This window comes from Amycolatopsis rubida (genome assembly GCF_900115345.1).
In the GTDB taxonomy this organism is placed as follows: Bacteria; Actinomycetota; Actinomycetes; order Mycobacteriales; family Pseudonocardiaceae; genus Amycolatopsis; species Amycolatopsis rubida.
In genome coordinates, this window is sequence record NZ_FOWC01000001.1 from 410,372 (window position 1) to 425,529 (window position 15,158).

At 71.3% G+C, this 15,158-nt stretch carries 17 protein-coding genes; 4 read left to right on the plus strand and 13 right to left on the minus strand.

The genetic code is table 11. The features are described 5' to 3' along the window. Positions 1-24: 24 nt before the first annotated feature. The 3 genes from BM362_RS02070 to BM362_RS02080 all read left to right on the plus strand — a co-directional run bounded on the left by BM362_RS02070 (position 25) and on the right by BM362_RS02080 (position 5,128). On the plus strand, positions 25-2,589 hold the full coding sequence (locus BM362_RS02070) for a type IV secretory system conjugative DNA transfer family protein (protein ID WP_093572013.1): 2,565 nt from the start codon (positions 25-27) through the stop codon (positions 2,587-2,589). 385 nt (positions 2,590-2,974) lie between these two features. Continuing rightward, positions 2,975-4,054, plus strand: coding sequence for a replication-relaxation family protein (locus BM362_RS02075; protein WP_093572014.1), 1,080 nt, complete (start codon positions 2,975-2,977; stop codon positions 4,052-4,054). A gap of 96 nt (positions 4,055-4,150) precedes the next feature. After that, positions 4,151-5,128, plus strand: coding sequence for a C40 family peptidase (locus BM362_RS02080; RefSeq protein WP_093572015.1), 978 nt, complete (start codon positions 4,151-4,153; stop codon positions 5,126-5,128). Positions 5,129-5,304: 176 nt separating this feature from the next. On the opposite strand, the gene BM362_RS02085 is transcribed toward BM362_RS02080, so the two are convergent. Together BM362_RS02085 and BM362_RS02090 are read right to left on the minus strand one after the other, a co-directional pair. Then, positions 5,305-6,000, minus strand: a complete 696-nt coding sequence (locus tag BM362_RS02085; RefSeq protein ID WP_093572016.1) for a hypothetical protein — start codon at positions 5,998-6,000, stop codon at positions 5,305-5,307. A 142-nt stretch (positions 6,001-6,142) separates the two neighbouring features. After that, entirely contained in the window at positions 6,143-7,180 is a 1,038-nt protein-coding gene (locus BM362_RS02090; RefSeq protein ID WP_143132351.1) for a restriction system modified-DNA reader domain-containing protein, read from the minus strand. A 381-nt stretch (positions 7,181-7,561) separates the two neighbouring features. Here BM362_RS02090 and BM362_RS02095 point away from each other — a divergent pair, with 381 nt between their 5' ends. Next, entirely contained in the window at positions 7,562-8,494 is a 933-nt protein-coding gene (locus tag BM362_RS02095) for a hypothetical protein (protein ID WP_093572018.1), read from the plus strand. A gap of 567 nt (positions 8,495-9,061) precedes the next feature. On the opposite strand, the gene BM362_RS02100 is transcribed toward BM362_RS02095, so the two are convergent. From BM362_RS02100 to BM362_RS47225, 11 genes are all read right to left on the minus strand, one after another. Beyond that, a complete protein-coding gene (locus tag BM362_RS02100) occupies positions 9,062-9,277 on the minus strand; it encodes a DUF4314 domain-containing protein (RefSeq protein WP_093572019.1) in 216 nt (71 codons plus the stop codon). Positions 9,278-9,604: 327 nt separating this feature from the next. Further along, positions 9,605-10,774: a hypothetical protein gene (locus BM362_RS48085; RefSeq protein WP_208865088.1), complete on the minus strand. Its 1,170-nt coding sequence runs from the start codon at positions 10,772-10,774 to the stop codon at positions 9,605-9,607. Beyond that, positions 10,771-11,121 (minus strand): hypothetical protein, encoded by a 351-nt coding sequence (locus BM362_RS02110; protein ID WP_093572020.1) that lies wholly within the window; start codon positions 11,119-11,121, stop codon positions 10,771-10,773. The genes BM362_RS48085 and BM362_RS02110 overlap by 4 nt, the downstream gene beginning before the upstream one ends. A 36-nt stretch (positions 11,122-11,157) precedes the next feature. Then, the gene (locus BM362_RS02115) at positions 11,158-11,973 is read right to left on the minus strand and encodes a hypothetical protein (RefSeq protein ID WP_093572021.1); all 816 of its coding nucleotides are present in this window, start codon (positions 11,971-11,973) and stop codon (positions 11,158-11,160) included. Beyond that, positions 11,970-12,455, minus strand: coding sequence for a hypothetical protein (locus BM362_RS02120; protein WP_093572022.1), 486 nt, complete (start codon positions 12,453-12,455; stop codon positions 11,970-11,972). The genes BM362_RS02115 and BM362_RS02120 overlap by 4 nt, the downstream gene beginning before the upstream one ends. A 13-nt stretch (positions 12,456-12,468) precedes the next feature. After that, a complete protein-coding gene (locus tag BM362_RS02125; protein WP_093572023.1) occupies positions 12,469-12,687 on the minus strand; it encodes a hypothetical protein in 219 nt (72 codons plus the stop codon). 155 nt (positions 12,688-12,842) lie between these two features. Continuing rightward, the gene (locus BM362_RS02130) at positions 12,843-13,172 is read right to left on the minus strand and encodes a hypothetical protein (protein WP_093572024.1); all 330 of its coding nucleotides are present in this window, start codon (positions 13,170-13,172) and stop codon (positions 12,843-12,845) included. A gap of 32 nt (positions 13,173-13,204) precedes the next feature. Beyond that, a complete protein-coding gene (locus BM362_RS02135) occupies positions 13,205-13,891 on the minus strand; it encodes a hypothetical protein (RefSeq protein ID WP_093572025.1) in 687 nt (228 codons plus the stop codon). Positions 13,892-13,952: 61 nt separating this feature from the next. Continuing rightward, a complete protein-coding gene (locus BM362_RS02140) occupies positions 13,953-14,267 on the minus strand; it encodes a hypothetical protein (RefSeq protein WP_093572026.1) in 315 nt (104 codons plus the stop codon). Next, the gene (locus tag BM362_RS02145) at positions 14,264-14,809 is read right to left on the minus strand and encodes a F0F1 ATP synthase subunit epsilon (protein WP_093572027.1); all 546 of its coding nucleotides are present in this window, start codon (positions 14,807-14,809) and stop codon (positions 14,264-14,266) included. Before BM362_RS02145 ends, BM362_RS02140 begins: the two co-directional genes overlap by 4 nt. 118 nt (positions 14,810-14,927) lie before the next feature. Next, a complete protein-coding gene (locus BM362_RS47225; protein ID WP_167545182.1) occupies positions 14,928-15,095 on the minus strand; it encodes a hypothetical protein in 168 nt (55 codons plus the stop codon). Between the last annotated feature and the right edge of the window lie 63 nt (positions 15,096-15,158).

Here is a 15,158-nt window from a genome sequence, read left to right on the forward strand (position 1 = left end):
CGTTTCCCGGAAGGGAGTTCCGCTATGGCTGCGCGCGCTGCGGCATCGCCGGTGATGCAGAACTGGGTCGGTGACTACCTGCGCGACCCGGGCGGCGCCACCGCCGCCCTGCTCGCCGCCCTGCGCGAGTGGGCGCTGGCGTGGGGGCCGGTCGTCGTCCCGGTCCTGGCCGTGACGGCGGCAGGCATCGTCGTGGCGCGCCGCTGGCTGCGCGCTCGCCGCCAAGCCACGCTGCAGGCCGGTGCTCGCCGGATCACCGTGCTCGCCCCGCCCACCGTCGATCCCGCCGGCGGCGCCGCGGTCTGGTCCAACCTCGTCGGATTGCTCCGCCCCGCCTGGCGGCGGATGTGGACGGGCCAGCCGCATCTGGCGCTGGAGTACGTGTTCGGCGAGCACGGCGTGACCGTGCAGTTCTGGGTCCCCGGCGTCATCCCGCCGTCCTTGGTGGAACGGGCAGTCGAGGCCGCCTGGCCCGGCTCGCACACCCGCACCAGCGCCGCCGCTTCCCCGTTCCCCGCGCTGGAGACCGGACGCCGGCGGATCACCGTCGGCGGGCAACTCCGCCTGGCCCGCCCCGAAGCGCTGCCGATCCGCACGAGCTTCGACGCCGACCCGATCCGCGCCCTGCTGGGCGCGCCCGTCGGGCTCGGCCGCGACGAGCGCGCCTGCGTGCAGATCCTCGCCCGCCCGGTCACCGGACGCCGCGTCGCGAGGGCCCGCCGCGCGGCCCGCCGGGTGCACCAGGGTTCCCCGAGGCACCTCGGCGGCCGGATCCTCGACGCGATCACGCCGAGCGCGAACGCCACCCGCCCCGGCCGGACCTCGGACTCGCGCCGGATCAGCGAGGACCCGCAGCTGTCGCTGGAATATTCCGCCCAGAACAAGGCCATCGTGGGCAAACAGCGCGGCTCCCAGTACGAGACCGTCATCCGCTACGCCGTGACCGCCGACCTCCCCGCCGACGCGGCCGAAACGCTGGCACGCCAGGCCCGCGACACCGCGCGCGGCCGCGCGCACGCGCTCGCCTCCGCGTTCGCCGCCTACACCGACCACAACCACTACACCCGCACCCGCCTGCGCCATCCGGCCCGCGCGCTCGCCGAGCGCCGCCTCGGCCGCGGCGACCTGCTCTCGGTCCCCGAACTCGCCGCGCTCGCGCACCTGCCCACCGACGCCGAGATCCCCGGCGTCGAACGCGCCGGAGCCAAAGCCGTCGCGCCGCCGCCCGGCATCGCCGTCCCCGGGCCGGGCGTGATCCCGCTGGGACACGCCGACACCGGCACCGCCCGCCCGGTCGGGCTGCGCGTCGCCGACCTGCGCTACCACCTGCACCTCATCGGCGCGACCGGCTCCGGGAAGTCGACCTTGCTGGGCAACATCATCCTCGACGACGCCGACCACGGCCGCGGCGTCGTCCTGATCGACCCGAAAGGCGACCTCGTCACCGACGTCCTCAACCGGCTCCCCCGCGAGGCCGCCGACCGCGTCGTGCTCTTCGACGCCGACTCCCGCCACCGTCCCCCGGTGCTGAACCCGTTGGAGGGCGGGGAAACCGACCGCGACGTCGACAACCTCGTCTCCGTCTTCCGCCGCGTCTACTCCGCGTTCTGGGGACCGCGCACCGACGACCTCATGCGCGCCGCCTGCCTGACCCTGCGCGCCCAGGAAAACGTGCCGACCCTGGCCGACCTTCCGAAACTGCTGACCAGCGACGCGTTCCGCTCCCGCATCACCGCCGGGCTCGCAGATCCCGTGCTGCACGGGTTCTGGGAGTGGTACGACGCGCTCACCGACTCATCCCGCTCCCAGGTCATCTCGCCCCTGATGAACAAACTCCGCGCGTTCCTGCTGCGGCCCTTCGTGAAAGAAGCCATCGCCGGCGGCAGGTCCACAGTGGACATGTCACAGGTCCTCGACGAAGGCGGCATCTGCCTGGTCCGCATCCCCAAAGGCTCCCTCGGCGAAGAAACCACGCGGCTGGTCGGCTCCCTGGTCGTGGCCCGCACCTGGCAGGCCACCACCGCCCGCGCCCGCATCCCGCAGCGCCGGCGCGCCGACGCGCACACCGTCATCGACGAATGCCACAACTTCCTCAACCTGCCCTACCCCATCGAGGACATGCTCGCCGAGTCCCGCGCGTTCCGGAACGGATTCGTCCTCGCCCACCAGCACCTCGGCCAGCTGACCCGGGAACTCAAAGAAGGCCTCTCCACCAACGCCCGCAACAAAACCATCTACGCCGCCTCCCCCGAGGACGCCCGCGAACTCGCCCGCCACACCGCACCCGGGCTGTCCGAACACGACCTCTCCCACCTCGACGCCTACCACACCGCCACCCGCCTGATCGTGAACGGCCAGGAAACCCAGCCCTTCACCATGACCACCTCTCCCCTGCCCGACCCGATCCCCGGACGCGCCCGCGACATCCGCGCCGCGCTGCGCGCCCGCCGCCGCGCGGCGGCAGGCGAGGGCACCGCGACGGCTGGCAGCGGAACGCCTGCCGCCTCCACGACGCGACCCGCGACCGCAGAGCGGCGGGTGCCGCCTGCCCGGCCGCCCAAGACCGACCCGCGCCGCACCCGCCCCTGACCGCCGCACAACACTGAATTCCGCCGCACCGCAACGAAACAGCCGCATCCGCGACGACCCGCCCGGCACAGAAAGCCGACTCTGTCCACAGCACTTGCCCACAGCCTGTTGACAACTGAAGAACGACCGTTGCCCCGCGACTTGAGCTGATTCCTGATCCCCCAAGGGGAAGTGGGCCCCCGTCTTCGGCTCAACCGGCCAAACGTCGACGGCCACGGATACGGCTCGGGGTCACCGACTTTTCGCACACGCACGGCATTCGCCTAACGCACCGCGGCCCTATCCGGGCCCCACAACGCGTTCGGACCGCACCCGCATCCACGCTCGCGCGACACGCAGATGCCAAGCACCTGCGGACAAAACCAATACTGCCCGAGGAGCGTTCGTGATCACGACCACCACCCGCCAGCACAGCCTGCGCGACCATCTGGCCGGCCGCCGCACTCCCCGCGCCGCCGGTTCGGTCGAGCACCAGGCCCTGCTCGCCGCCCGGCTCACCGCCCGCGACAAGTGGCTGCTGGCCCTGCTGCACGAGCACCGTGTGCTGACCACGGCGCAGATCCAGGACGCCGCCTTCCCCTCCGGCCGTGCGGCCCGCCAGCGGCTGCGCGAACTCTACCTGTGGAGGGTTGTCAGCAGGTTCCAGCCGTTCCGGCAGCTGGGCTCGGCCCCGATGCACTACGTCCTCGGGCCCGCCGGAGCCGCCGTGCTCGCCGCCGAGCACGGCCTGGAGGTCAAGGACCTCGGCTACCGGCACGACCGCGCCATGGGCATCGCCCACAACCAGCGCCTCGCCCACACCGCGGGCGTCAACGACTTCTTCACCTCGCTCATCGCCCGCGCCCGCCGCGCCCCGGCCGGCGAACCGGAAGCGCTGACGGCCTGGTGGTCGGAATCCCGCTGCGCCCGCCACTTCGGCGACCTCGTCATCCCCGACGGCTACGGCCGCTGGGCCACCCGCAGCCGCGGCGCCGCGCACGAGACCGAATGGTTCCTCGAATTCGACACGGGCACGGAATCCCTCGCCAAAGTCGGGCGCAAACTGATCGGGTACGCGCGGCTGGCCGAATCGACCGGGATCGCCACCCCGCTGCTGGTGTGGCTGCCGACCGCACGGCGCGAAGCCGGAGCCCGTACCGCTTTGGCCCGCATCCACTCCGGCCTCGACGACCCGCGCACGGTCCCGGTGGCCACCGCGGCGGCCGACCTGCTCGACCCGGCCGCGCCGCACCCGAGCCCGGCCGAGACGGTCTGGCTGCCGCTGACCTCGGCGCGCGCCGACCGCGCCGGCCCGCGCTACAGCCTCGCCGACCTCCCCGGAGCCTGGCCCGGCCTGGCCCCGCCCGCCGACCCCGACGACGGCGAGAGCGGCGACGCCGCAGCGGCCTCGCCGTACCGGCTGCCCCCGCCGAACCCCGTCCCGCCGCGGGCCACACCGAACCGAGTCGCCCGCAGCGAGCGCTGAGACAAAAAACAGCGCTCTTCTTTCCTGCCCCTGTCACTGGGGTTTCTCGCCCCGCCAGCTCCGACACCGTCAACACGAAAGGAACGCGGTCCGGTCATGGGAATCAAACTCGTCGCGGGCGTCGCCGCTCTGGTCCTCGCCGTTCCGCTGCTCATCGGTGCCGGAGTCGCCAGCATCGTCAGCTCCCTGTTCGGCAGCAGCAGCGACACGTCCGGTTCGCCGACCTGCACGCTCAGCGGCGCGCCTGCCGGATCCGTGGCGGGCCTGACCGCCGAGCAGACGGGCAACGCCGCGACCATCGTCGCGGTCGGCAAGCAGAAGGGCGTGCCCGAACCGGGCTGGGTGATCGCGATCGCCGCCGCGCTGCAGGAATCCCAGCTGCGCAACCTGCACTACGGCGACCGCGACAGCCAGGGACTCTTCCAGCAACGCCCCTCCATGGGATGGGGCACCCCGCAGCAGGTCACCACACCCGGCTACGCGGCGGCGAAGTTCTACGAGCATTTGCTGGCCACCCCGAACTGGCAGGCCATGAGCGTCACCGACGCCGCGCAGAAAGTGCAGCAGTCCGGGTTCCCCGGCGCCTACGCCCGCCACGAAGCCACGGCACGCGCGATCGTCGCCGCCGTGTCCGGCGTCCGCTGCCAGCCCGCGACCGCCGGAACCGGGGGCTGCGACAACATCCAGGCCGCCACCGCCGCCGCTGCGACCGCGATCAATTACGCGTGCGGCCAACGGGGACTGCCCTACGTGTGGGGCGGCAACGGCCCCCGCAACGGCGACAACGGATTCGACTGCTCGGGCCTGACCAAAGCCGCCTACGCCGCAGCCGGAATTTCCCTTCCCCGCACCGCCGACGCCCAATACCGCGCGGGCACGCACGTGCCCGACGGACAGCCGCTCCTGCCCGGCGACCTCGTCTACTACGGACCGCCCACGCACATCCGGCACGTAGGACTCTACACAGGAAACGGGAAAATGCTGAACGCCCCGGACTTCGGCCAGACCGTGCAGATCGCCGACTACCGCCGTCCGGGAGACGACTATGCGGGCGCCACCCGCCCCGCTCCCTGATCAGCCGTGTAGTTTCCGCGCCCGCTTGAACACGTTCCGCGATAGACGAGCACGCGGTGGACATCTGCTCAAGTAGCGCGGAAAGCCCAGCTCAGCCCCTGACACGGACAGCGAACGCAAGACACCAGGAGGTTCTGATGCTCATGAAGCCCGGAAGAACCGCTGCCGCGCGGTGTTCAAGTAGCACGGAAACCGCAGGTTCCCTGCCGCGAAGTGTTCAGGTCCGAGCGGAACGGACAAGCCGACAGGCCGACGACCTCACGACCGACGTCGGTCCCCGCGCCCTGGCCTGAAGGCAGGCACACCGCCCAGCCCCGCACACGGTCGTCGTCCAGTTCCTCCCAGGACGCTGGCCCGGCAGTCGTGTCCGGGACGGGCGGAGTGAGGTCGCATACGCGGGCGTGGCGCACAGCGCCCGGGTCCAGGACGCGGGCGGCGTCGCGCCAGAACAGGGCGGCGTCAGTCGAGCTGTCGAACGGCCCGTAACAGGCCGGGCCGTCCGAGGTGTCCAGCAGGACCACCGCCGGGACCGGCGTCTCCCGGGACGGGTCGGGCGTGCACGAGGCGCCGGGAGCACCGAGACGGCGGATCGGCAGCATGCGGCACTCGGCGTCTCGGCCTGATCGGAGCATCGACGCGGCGGAAAGCCACTGGCGTGCGCGATCCTTGTCGAACGGCCCCACCGCGAACGCGACGGCGCGCGCCGGGGCAGGCACCACCACCAACGCGATCACGCACTCGTCACGGCGGCCGACGGGCTCCGGGATGCCGTACCGCAGGACCTTCACAGCCTCCTCGGGCAACGTGACAACGTCGCCGAGTGCGGTGTTTCGCGTGAGCACCGGTTCCGCGCCGGGCGGGAACAAAGCCACGGTACCGGTCGCGTTTCGCGGATCGGCGCAGCCGCGCCGATTTCCATGAACGAAGGCAATTGCCGCGTTCGCGAATCTCGGGAGCGGTCGCGCGAGCGCCAGCCCGGACGTACAACCGTGGTGGCGGAGGCGTCCACGATCTCTAGGGCGATTTCTTTTCCTGGCTTGCGGTGTATTCTTCGCGGAGTTCCAGGAGTGTGCGATCGTCCTTTACCCGCCGCCATGTTCGCCAACCCTCGCTGATTTTTCCGTTGCACGCCGCCCGGATCGCGGCCGACGGGGTGCGGTGGCGACTTCCGTCCGCGAGTTGCAACTGGCCGTCCGCGAGCACGCGTGCGGTGTGCACTTCGCCTTTGAGACGGCGGAAGTAGCGAAGCTCGTCTCCTACCTGCACGATGCCAGCGGCCACCAGCGTCGCCAGGTCGGGACCCCGGGGCCCGGGCTTGTGGACGGCTACCTGTATGCCCACAGCCGTCCGGAGCGAGGATAGGCGCGCACCGTCGCGCGCGCGAAACCAGTATTCCCAGCCGTTCTGGTGCAGGTACCCGAGCGCAGTGAGCGCGCCGGAAGGCTGGGCGAACCACCGACCGTCGTCGAAGCGAATGCCTCCGTCGGCGACGCGTGCTTCGTGAACGAGCCCGTTCGCGGGGCGGCGGCACCGCAACGCTTCACCGTCCCGGAGGTGTCCGGCGGACACCAGCGGGTGCAAAGCACCGACCGTCCTTTCGGGCGCGGCCGCCGGATCGGCCACGGCCTCACGGTTCATGATCTCCGCGACGAGCGGCGCGATAAGCGATGGCCAGCCGACATCTGGTCCTCGCCTGGTCTCGGCACATTCCCAGGCACCGTCACGGGCGACCAGGATCCTTGCATCGACGAGGTTCTCCTGGGCGGTCGCCGCCGGGATCAGCTGCACGACGACGTCGCCGTCGTGCCGACGCGCGTCGGGTTCCGTCTCCAGCAGTTGCCCGGCGAACAGATCCGTTTCTCCTGTGGCGCAGACAATGTCGACCGCCACGACCAGCAATCCCCACGCATCGCAGGGAAGCCGCAGGAGCGGTGCCGTTTTGCCCTCTGCGACGATCAGCGCAGCATCATGGGGAAGCGCCTGCCTCCGGCGCACGCCGTGCGCTGTCGGGGGCGGTGGCGTTGCGGCTTCGGCGGTGCTGTCATTGGACATGGTCGTCCCTCTTTGCTGTGAGCGTCATCAAGGAAACTGTCGCGCCGCATTGTTGAGGAAGAAGCGTCCGCGTCGCGAAGGGTTTGTGCGGGCATGGTTTTCTCCGCGGCCGGGTGTTCGCGGCACGACAGGTCCATGGACGCTCCGTGTACGAAGAATGTCAATACCCGCGCAGATTTTCACCGGACCAGGTGCGTCGCGGTGCGCATGCGACGGTATGCCCACACGAGACATCTGTCTTGTTTGACGGATCGCTTGACATAGCAGCGGTCACGAAGCGTCCATAGACGTGCAGCCCGAACACCCGGATGCGCACCGGCGGGCCAGCAAGCCCCGGCCGGGGCATGACCTTCCATTCCTTACCAGCACAGGGAGTTCGTCATGTCCCACAAGAACCGCAACGCCCGCAGCGCCACCGCCGACGGCCGCCGCCTGCACGCCGTGGCCGACGGACCCGACCAGCAGAACGCGCCGACTTCGGAGGGCAAGGTGCGGGCGGCGCTGACCGCCCATCCCGGCTCGACGACTGCCGATGTGGCGGCAGCCGCCAACGTGGGCCGTTCGACCGCCGCGAAAATCCTGGCCCGCTGGGGACACGACGGCATAGCGGTCCGCACGGCAGGAACAGGCCCGCGCAATCCCGACACCTGGGAGATCTCCACGCCCGGCCCTGACGTCGCCGCGCCTGACGACGCCCAGCCGGACGCGACCGCGACGCCCAGCGCCGACGGGCCGCTTCCGCAAGCCAGCGACACCGCTGACGCCACGACCGACGACACGGAAGCAGCGGAGACGACAGTCGCCGACGTCGAGGGCACCGTCGAAGAGGACACCGCAGCAGCGCAGGAGACCGCCAACGGACCGGAATCCGACGACGCCACGGACACCAGCGGCCACCAGACCGCCCCGCCGTCCGATGCCGACAGTGCCGCCCCGGCACCCGAAACCGCTCCGATGAACCCGGTGGACAACGCAAGCGAGACAGCACTGTCCTCCGCAGACGCGCCTGCGGTCGCCGCCGACACCACGACCGGAACAGCCCGGCCGGGCAAGGACCGGCTGGCCAAGGGCCAACTGCGTGGCCTCGTGGAGGAATACCTCACCGAACGGACAGGAGAGAGCTTCGGTCCCGCGCAGATCGGCAAAGACCTCAACCGATCGGGAGGCGCCGTCAACAACGCGTGCGAGAAGCTCGTCAAGGACGGGTATGCGATCAAGACCTGCGAAGCACCGAAGCGATTCGCCATCAACCCGGACAAGACCGACGTCCCGATGACGACCGAAAACGCCCACGCACCCGCACAGGAAGCCTGACAGCCGCCAGGCCCAGCCCCGCGCGGGACCGCCGCCCGACCACCAGAGGGCACCGGTCCCGCGCGCGCCTTCTCGCACCGAACAGGCAACAGGGCGTTCAGATCGCCGATCGGCGATCGTGTCCACGACAGCGCCGCAACTTTGGCCCCGGGTGCTTCCCCCTGCCCGCGCGGATCTACCGCTGCCACAGGCCATGCGTAGGAACCGGGCCGATCGCCACAGCACGAATCTGCCCACACCGTCCGTGTCTCGGGCAGCCGTAGCAGGGCCGCGACGACATCAGCTTCCGTGGCCCTGCTGCGACGAAGCTGCTTGCCCAGTCACGACGCCTGGCCGTTCTGGACGGGGCAAGCCGAAACCCGAGGGAAAGGGGCGCCAAAGAAAGGGTTCTCGCCCCGGTGCCAACGATTTGTCGTCACTCGACCAACGGATTTCTCGGGCCCGGCACTCAACCGTCAGCGGTTGTCCAGGCATCCGGGAAGGCATGGCGCGCTCACCGCGCGCCGCATGTGCGCCTGCCCCGGCCGTAGTCGCCGAGGCAGGCTGGCTTCGCAGGTCAAGCCGTTGCTACGCGGTGGTGGCCGCCTGGCCCTCGTCGATCGGCTCGACCTTGTCGCCGGCTTCGGGCACGATCCCGAGCGTCGATCCGCAGTCCCACTTGATCAGCAGCGTTCCCAGCGCATCGGTCGCCAGGTAGGTGCCCTTGTCGCCGGGTTTCAGGTCGGTGTCCTCGTCGTTGATGCGCACCAGCACCACGCGCTGGCCCCGTGCGTACTTGCCCACAGCGAGTTCTCCTTGGTCTCGGTCAGGTCGGTCTCGGTCGGGATCCTCGAAATGGCGCGGCCGGGCACGCCTTCGGCCAGCTCGGCACACGCTGTCACGGCGGGTTCGCCGCAGAACACCAGGTCGGCGCGGCCGGGTTGCCGGTCGCGGTCGTCGTCGTTCAGCTCCCTTCTCTGGCCAGGCGGTCCGGACAAGTTGATCGGCCGCTCGGGGGCTTCGCCACCTGGGCAGCCGGTTCAGGGCAACCCGTGCCTCCGTCCGAGCACCCGGCGGCCAGCCCGCCGTCCGCCCGTTGGCAGCGACCCGCTCGTCGGTCAAACGGGCGGGTCATGACCGGTGCCTGTGCTCCGGTGCCGCCGCACTTGGACACACCGTTCCCTCGGATTTCGCGGGGACTGTCCGAAAGGTCCACTGGTCGCCGTCGATCCGGTAGTTCCCGTCCAGATCGGGTTCGATGCGCCACGGCAGGTAGCCGTCGAATGCCCGCTGGTGCTGGTGGACGTGGACCAGCGTGCCGCCGTCGAAGTACGCCAGGGGGTGGCGGTCGGGGTCCTTGCCGTGGCTGGTCGTGCACCACGCCGCGACGGCCTCGGCGATCTCGGGCCGGAACACCGGGACCCGCGCCTGTCCCGGCGGGGCGTCGAGCCGGGCGGGAAACCCGCTCGCGGACGTGCGGCTGGGATCGCAGGTGACCAGGGTTTCGCCGGAGCGCGGTCGGCGCCGCTCGGCGTCGCGCAGCAGTTCGAGCTGCCGGTAGAAACGGCCGAGGGTGCGGGTGGGAGCGGACAGGAACCAGCGGCCGAGGTCGCCGAGCGGGTAGCGGCCGTCCTCGCCGACGGCGATCTCGTGGCGGCGGCGGGCGCCCTGCCCGGTGAACACGACCAGCAGGTCGTCTTCGAAACGGGCCAGCGGGTACCAGTCCGGATCGATCGGGTAGACCACGTTGAGCCACTGGCACACCTCCTCGGCGACCTCCCGGCGCAGCCGGGGCCGCACCCACAGGCCGTGGTGGCGGCGGGATTCGACCACGGCCGGGAAGCTGGCCTGGTGCGGTTCGGCGGCGCGGGCGGCGGGCACGAATTCGATCCAGCACTCGCCGGCGGCGAGACCGGTCCCCGCGGGCGAGTCCGAAGCGGCGGCGAGCGTGGACACGGGTGGTTCTCCTTCGACGGTCGTGGTGTCGTGGTGCCCGGGCGGCAGCGTCCAGCGGAGCGTGTCCGGGTCCCAGACGGCCGTGGCGTACAGGCGGAGGATGTCGTGCAGCCCGGGGCCGATCATCCAGCCGAACTCTTCGCACTCCGCCTCCCCGGGCCACCGCCCGGTCCACACGTCCTGAGGGCAGCCGCACGAGGGGTCGTGGGCGAGACGCTGGCGCCCGTTGGCCAGGCAGCGCGCCAGGTCGCAGCCCTCCAGGTGGTACTGACCGATCCCGACCTCACAGTCCGGGCAGAGCGGCTCCGGCGGCGTGCCCTCGGTGTCGGTTGCGTGCGCGGTCATGCCGTCCTCCCGGGCGTGCCGGGGCCGTTGTGGAGGAACTCGGTCCACCGGTAGGTCTCGTGGCTGAGGCAGGCCTCGGCCACGCGCACGTCCGCCTGGGCGAGGAGAGGGTGGTGGGCGGCGACCACGTGCGCTCCGGCGGTCATGGCCTCGGCGATGCGCAGGTGCATGTCCGCCCAGTCGAAGCAGCGTTTGTACTCGCCGTGCTCGGCGCCGGTGCCGCCCAGCGTCGGATACATCGCACGGGCGCGGGCGAAGAGCGCCTCGGCGGCGGCGCAGTGGTCGGCGGCGCTGCGGGGCTCGGTCGTGCCCGCCTTGTCGTCGGTGGGGGTCGTGTTCGGCGGCATGGTGTTCCTCCTGTGGTTGTGCGGCGTGGAGCTGGGTCAGCAGGCGGTGAGCACGGCGCGGGCGCGGCGGTCGGCCAGCACGGGATGGGTGGTGTGGCGGTCGTCGTCGGCAATGAGCACGCGCACGCCGAAGCGCGGCGGGCCGCCGGAGGGATCGGTCCAGCCGTAGAGGGCGGGCAGGACCGAGAGAGCGTGCGCGGTGTTCTCGGCGGCAGGGTCGCCGTCGCGGTAGCCGAACACTTCGAACTCCAGCTCCGCCGCCGATTCATCGGCGTGGACGGCGCAGCGCAGGTGCGGCGACAGCTGGGCCCGCAGTTCGGCGAGCTCGACGGGCGCGGCCGGGTCCGGCGGCAGCGTGAGGTCGGCCAGGATCCGCAGGCCGAGCTGGGCCAGGTCGTGGTCATAGGTCGCGCCCAGCAGCGGGCCGTAGCGGCGGGCGACGCTGTCGGCGGCGAAGATCCCGGTGTAGCCGCAGGTGACCCGCCCGTGCGGGAACACCAGCGGGACCTCGCCCGGCCCGGGCGGGACGTACTCGCCCGCGCGCACCGACCACCGCTCTCCCCGCAGCGCGGTCCACACCGCTGCGCTGTCGAAGGCGTGGACGACATCGGTGCCGTGGCTGGTGGGCCACGGCCACGGCCACTCACGGCCCCGATGGGTGACCTCGCCGGCCTCGTCGATCTCCGGGGCGTGCAGGAAGAAGTCGACGAGTCCGGCGAACTCCTCGGCAGTGCGCGCCCGTCCGATCCCGTCGAGGCCGGGGCAGGCGCAGTCGCCGAGGCGCACCGCTCCGATCCACTCGGAGTCAGGGCCGCGCCCGAGATAGAAGTCGTGCGTCGTCGCGCGGCTCATCGGACCTCACCTCCGAAGACGGGCGCATCGGCAGGCTTGTCGAGCATCAGCGGCATCGGCACCGACGGCGGCGCTGCCCGATCACGCTGCCACGCCGAGACATCGGTCGTGCCCGCCGAGCCCCTGTCGGGGAATCGCGGGTCGCGCGGGTCGATGCGGTGCCAGCGGGTCCCGCCGCCCACGGTGACGAACACCGCGCCCGGCTCGGGGTCGAAGACGACGATCCAGCTGGCGAAGTGGCTGCTGTGCCACGGCCACGGCCAGCCGCGTCCGGGCCGGTATCCCTGGCCAAGGCGTTCGTCCTCCCACACGTCGAGGGTGTCGGCGACCGCAGCGCGGAAGACGTCCTCGTCGGTCGTGGTCAGCGCCAGCAGCAACGGCGGGACGGCGCGGACGTTGTCGGGGCAGGACTCCCCGCGCAGGGAGCCGATCCACTCGGCGCTCCCGCCGCGTCCGACGTAGAAATCGGTGTAGCTCGACATGAGACAGACCTCCTTATCGTGCTGGCGCGTAACGGTTCCGGCCGTGCGATACCGGAACGCAGGCGTAGGGGTCGGGCGGCGGGCATGACGGCGCCTCGGTGTCGCGCGTGGTGTCCTGGTCCTGGTCGGCTGCGCGGCCGAGGACGTAGGCGAGCACGATCACCGGGGTCCACGGTCCCGGCAACAGCGCCGCGAGCACGGCCCACACGAGCCGTTTCTTCTGGTCGTGCATGGTTTCTCGCCCCTTTCCACGGAGCAGTGGTACCGGAACGGGTCAGGTGGACGGCGACGACCTCGGCCACGACGGCGGGCCACGCGTGCTCGGGCACGTCGTACTCGCCGCAGCAAGGCTGTGGTCTGTCCTTTCGGGACTGTTCGGTCGTCGGGTCACGGGAGCCGCCACAGCACGCTCCCCCAGTCCTCGGTTCGAGAGCCGGGCGCGTGATACGTCGGGAGCCGGACCGCTGGCTCCCCGCCGGGGTCGCGCAGCCACCGCGCGAAATCCGGCGGCCCGCACAGCAGCGGCGGGCACGGGTCCTCGGGATCGAGCCGGTGCCATCGATCGCCGCCGCCCCCAGTCAGGTGCACGGCGTTGTCGTGATAGCTGACGATCCAGTCGTTGCAGTGGCTGGTCTCCCAGTACCACGGCCACCCGTTGCGCGGCTCGAACGCGGCGCCGAGCCCCTCGACGGGCCACATCGTCAGCAGTACGCGCACCGCCGCGCGGTAGGCCGACGGCCGCCGTGCGGTCAGCGCGGCATGGCCGTCCGGGTGTCTGAGGAGGTTGTCGGGATGGCAGGCGAACTGCAGGGATCCGATCCAGCTCGCTGCCGTTCCGGTGCCAACGTAGAAGTCGGTGCGGGTGGCCATTTGCGGTCCTTTCCGTTGGCGCGGTGCCCGGGGGATTCCGGGCCGGTCAGGAGTCCGCCTGGACCGGGCATTCGTCCCGGTGGCCGATGTCGTGTTCGGACCCCGGCGGCAGGGGTAACGGAGCGGCCGCCGGCCCGCGAGTCGAGATATCGGCCGAGGCAGGCGAGGTCGGCGGCCGCGGCCCGCGGAATCTCGCCGCCGCAGTCCGGGCACGGCGCGAGGACGTACAGGTCGTCCACGGTGCCGTCGAACGACGTGAACCGGTACTCGGCGCCGTCGTCGACGGTCACCCGAAACCAGCGCCAGCCGCCGTGTTCGCGGTCGGGGTCGTCGGTGACGGTCACCGCCTCGCGCGCGACGCCGAACACGTCGGTCATCTCGCGCGCCAACTCACGGCGGACGGCGGCGCGCCGGACATCGCCGGGACGCTGGTCGAACGCGGGATCCTGACGGCGAACCCGGTCGAGCGCGTGGGCGGCGCGTCCGGCGAGAGTGTCCGTGCCGAGGCGCGGTGCCGTGTCCGGTGCGGCGGGGAGGGTCGGATCGGATGTCGTGGTCGTCGCCATGATCAGGCTCCTTTGGTGTCAGTTCCGGGAATCGGAAGAGAAGACTTCTTGCGGTTCTTTTTCAGTCGCACCCGGCCATTCCGGGCAGGGTGCCGAATTCTCTCCACCCGTCGATGCCGTCGCACCGGTGCGCGGACAGACCGAGGGCGTAGAACGCGGTCGCCGTGTCCGGCATCGTGTAACGCCGCACGGTTCCGGCGTGGTCCTGGCACTTGGAGGTGACGGTGCCGTCGCGGTGGCGGATGATCCTGCCGTCGTCGATCTGCGCGTACTCGGTGCCGTCGAGATTGTCGTGCCAGTGCAGTACCGCGATCGTCTCGCCGTGGTGGTTGACGACAGGCTCTGCGGGCGCGGTCGGTGGAGCGTGGGCGGTCATGCGCGCCTCTTTCCGTTGCGGTCGTTCTGGTTTGACCGCCCGGCGGCGGGATGGCGGTTGCCCGCCGCCGGGGTGCGGTGTTCAGTGGGTCGCGCGCAGGCGACGGGGGGTGGCGGTGCGGTGTCGTCGTCCGGTGCGCCGAGGGCGCGGGCGAGGGCGGGTGCACGGGCGATCGCGTCGTCGACCGGAAGAGTCAACTCGATCCGTAGGACGTCGTTGTATGGCAGATAGCTGACCGACACGGGCTTCCCCCGGCCCCGCTCCTCGCATCGGGACGTCGGCGCGATGGCGTGGAGCAGTTGGGTCGCGAGTTCGTCGCGAACGGCCTGTCCGCGAGCGCGCGCTTTGGCCAGAGCGACCTGTCTGCGAGCGTGTGCCTCGTCGCGTTCACGCAGGTCGATTTCGGCGCGCGCGAGCGCCTGTCGGTACGCCGGGACGAACACGTCGTGGATGTAGGCGGCGACCTCGGCGGCCGGGGTCCGGACGGCGAAGCCGGGGCAGTCGTCCTTGCCCGGCCCGTGCGGCCACGGCCACACGAACACGTCCCGAAGCCGTGTCGGGACCGCGCCTGGTATCAGGTGGTACCCCCACGCGCGCCGATCCCAGGGCTGTAAACCGATGCGGAATCCCGTGTCCAGGCACAGCAGGTCGGCGACCTGGTCACCGGTGCGGCCACGGCCGACCGTCCAGTTCCCCGGGCAACGCGGCGGCTATGCGGATCGCGCCGAGGGCCACCCGGTCGTGCTTCGTGAGACGCGGCGGCACCCTCGGTGCGGCGTCACGGGTTGCGGCGGGCGTCGTGGTAGCGGGTTCGCTGGTCGTGGCCATGGCGGGTTTTCCCTTCTGTGTCCTTGGCGAATTCGGGTGCCTCGCGGCCCGGGGCGGACGCGC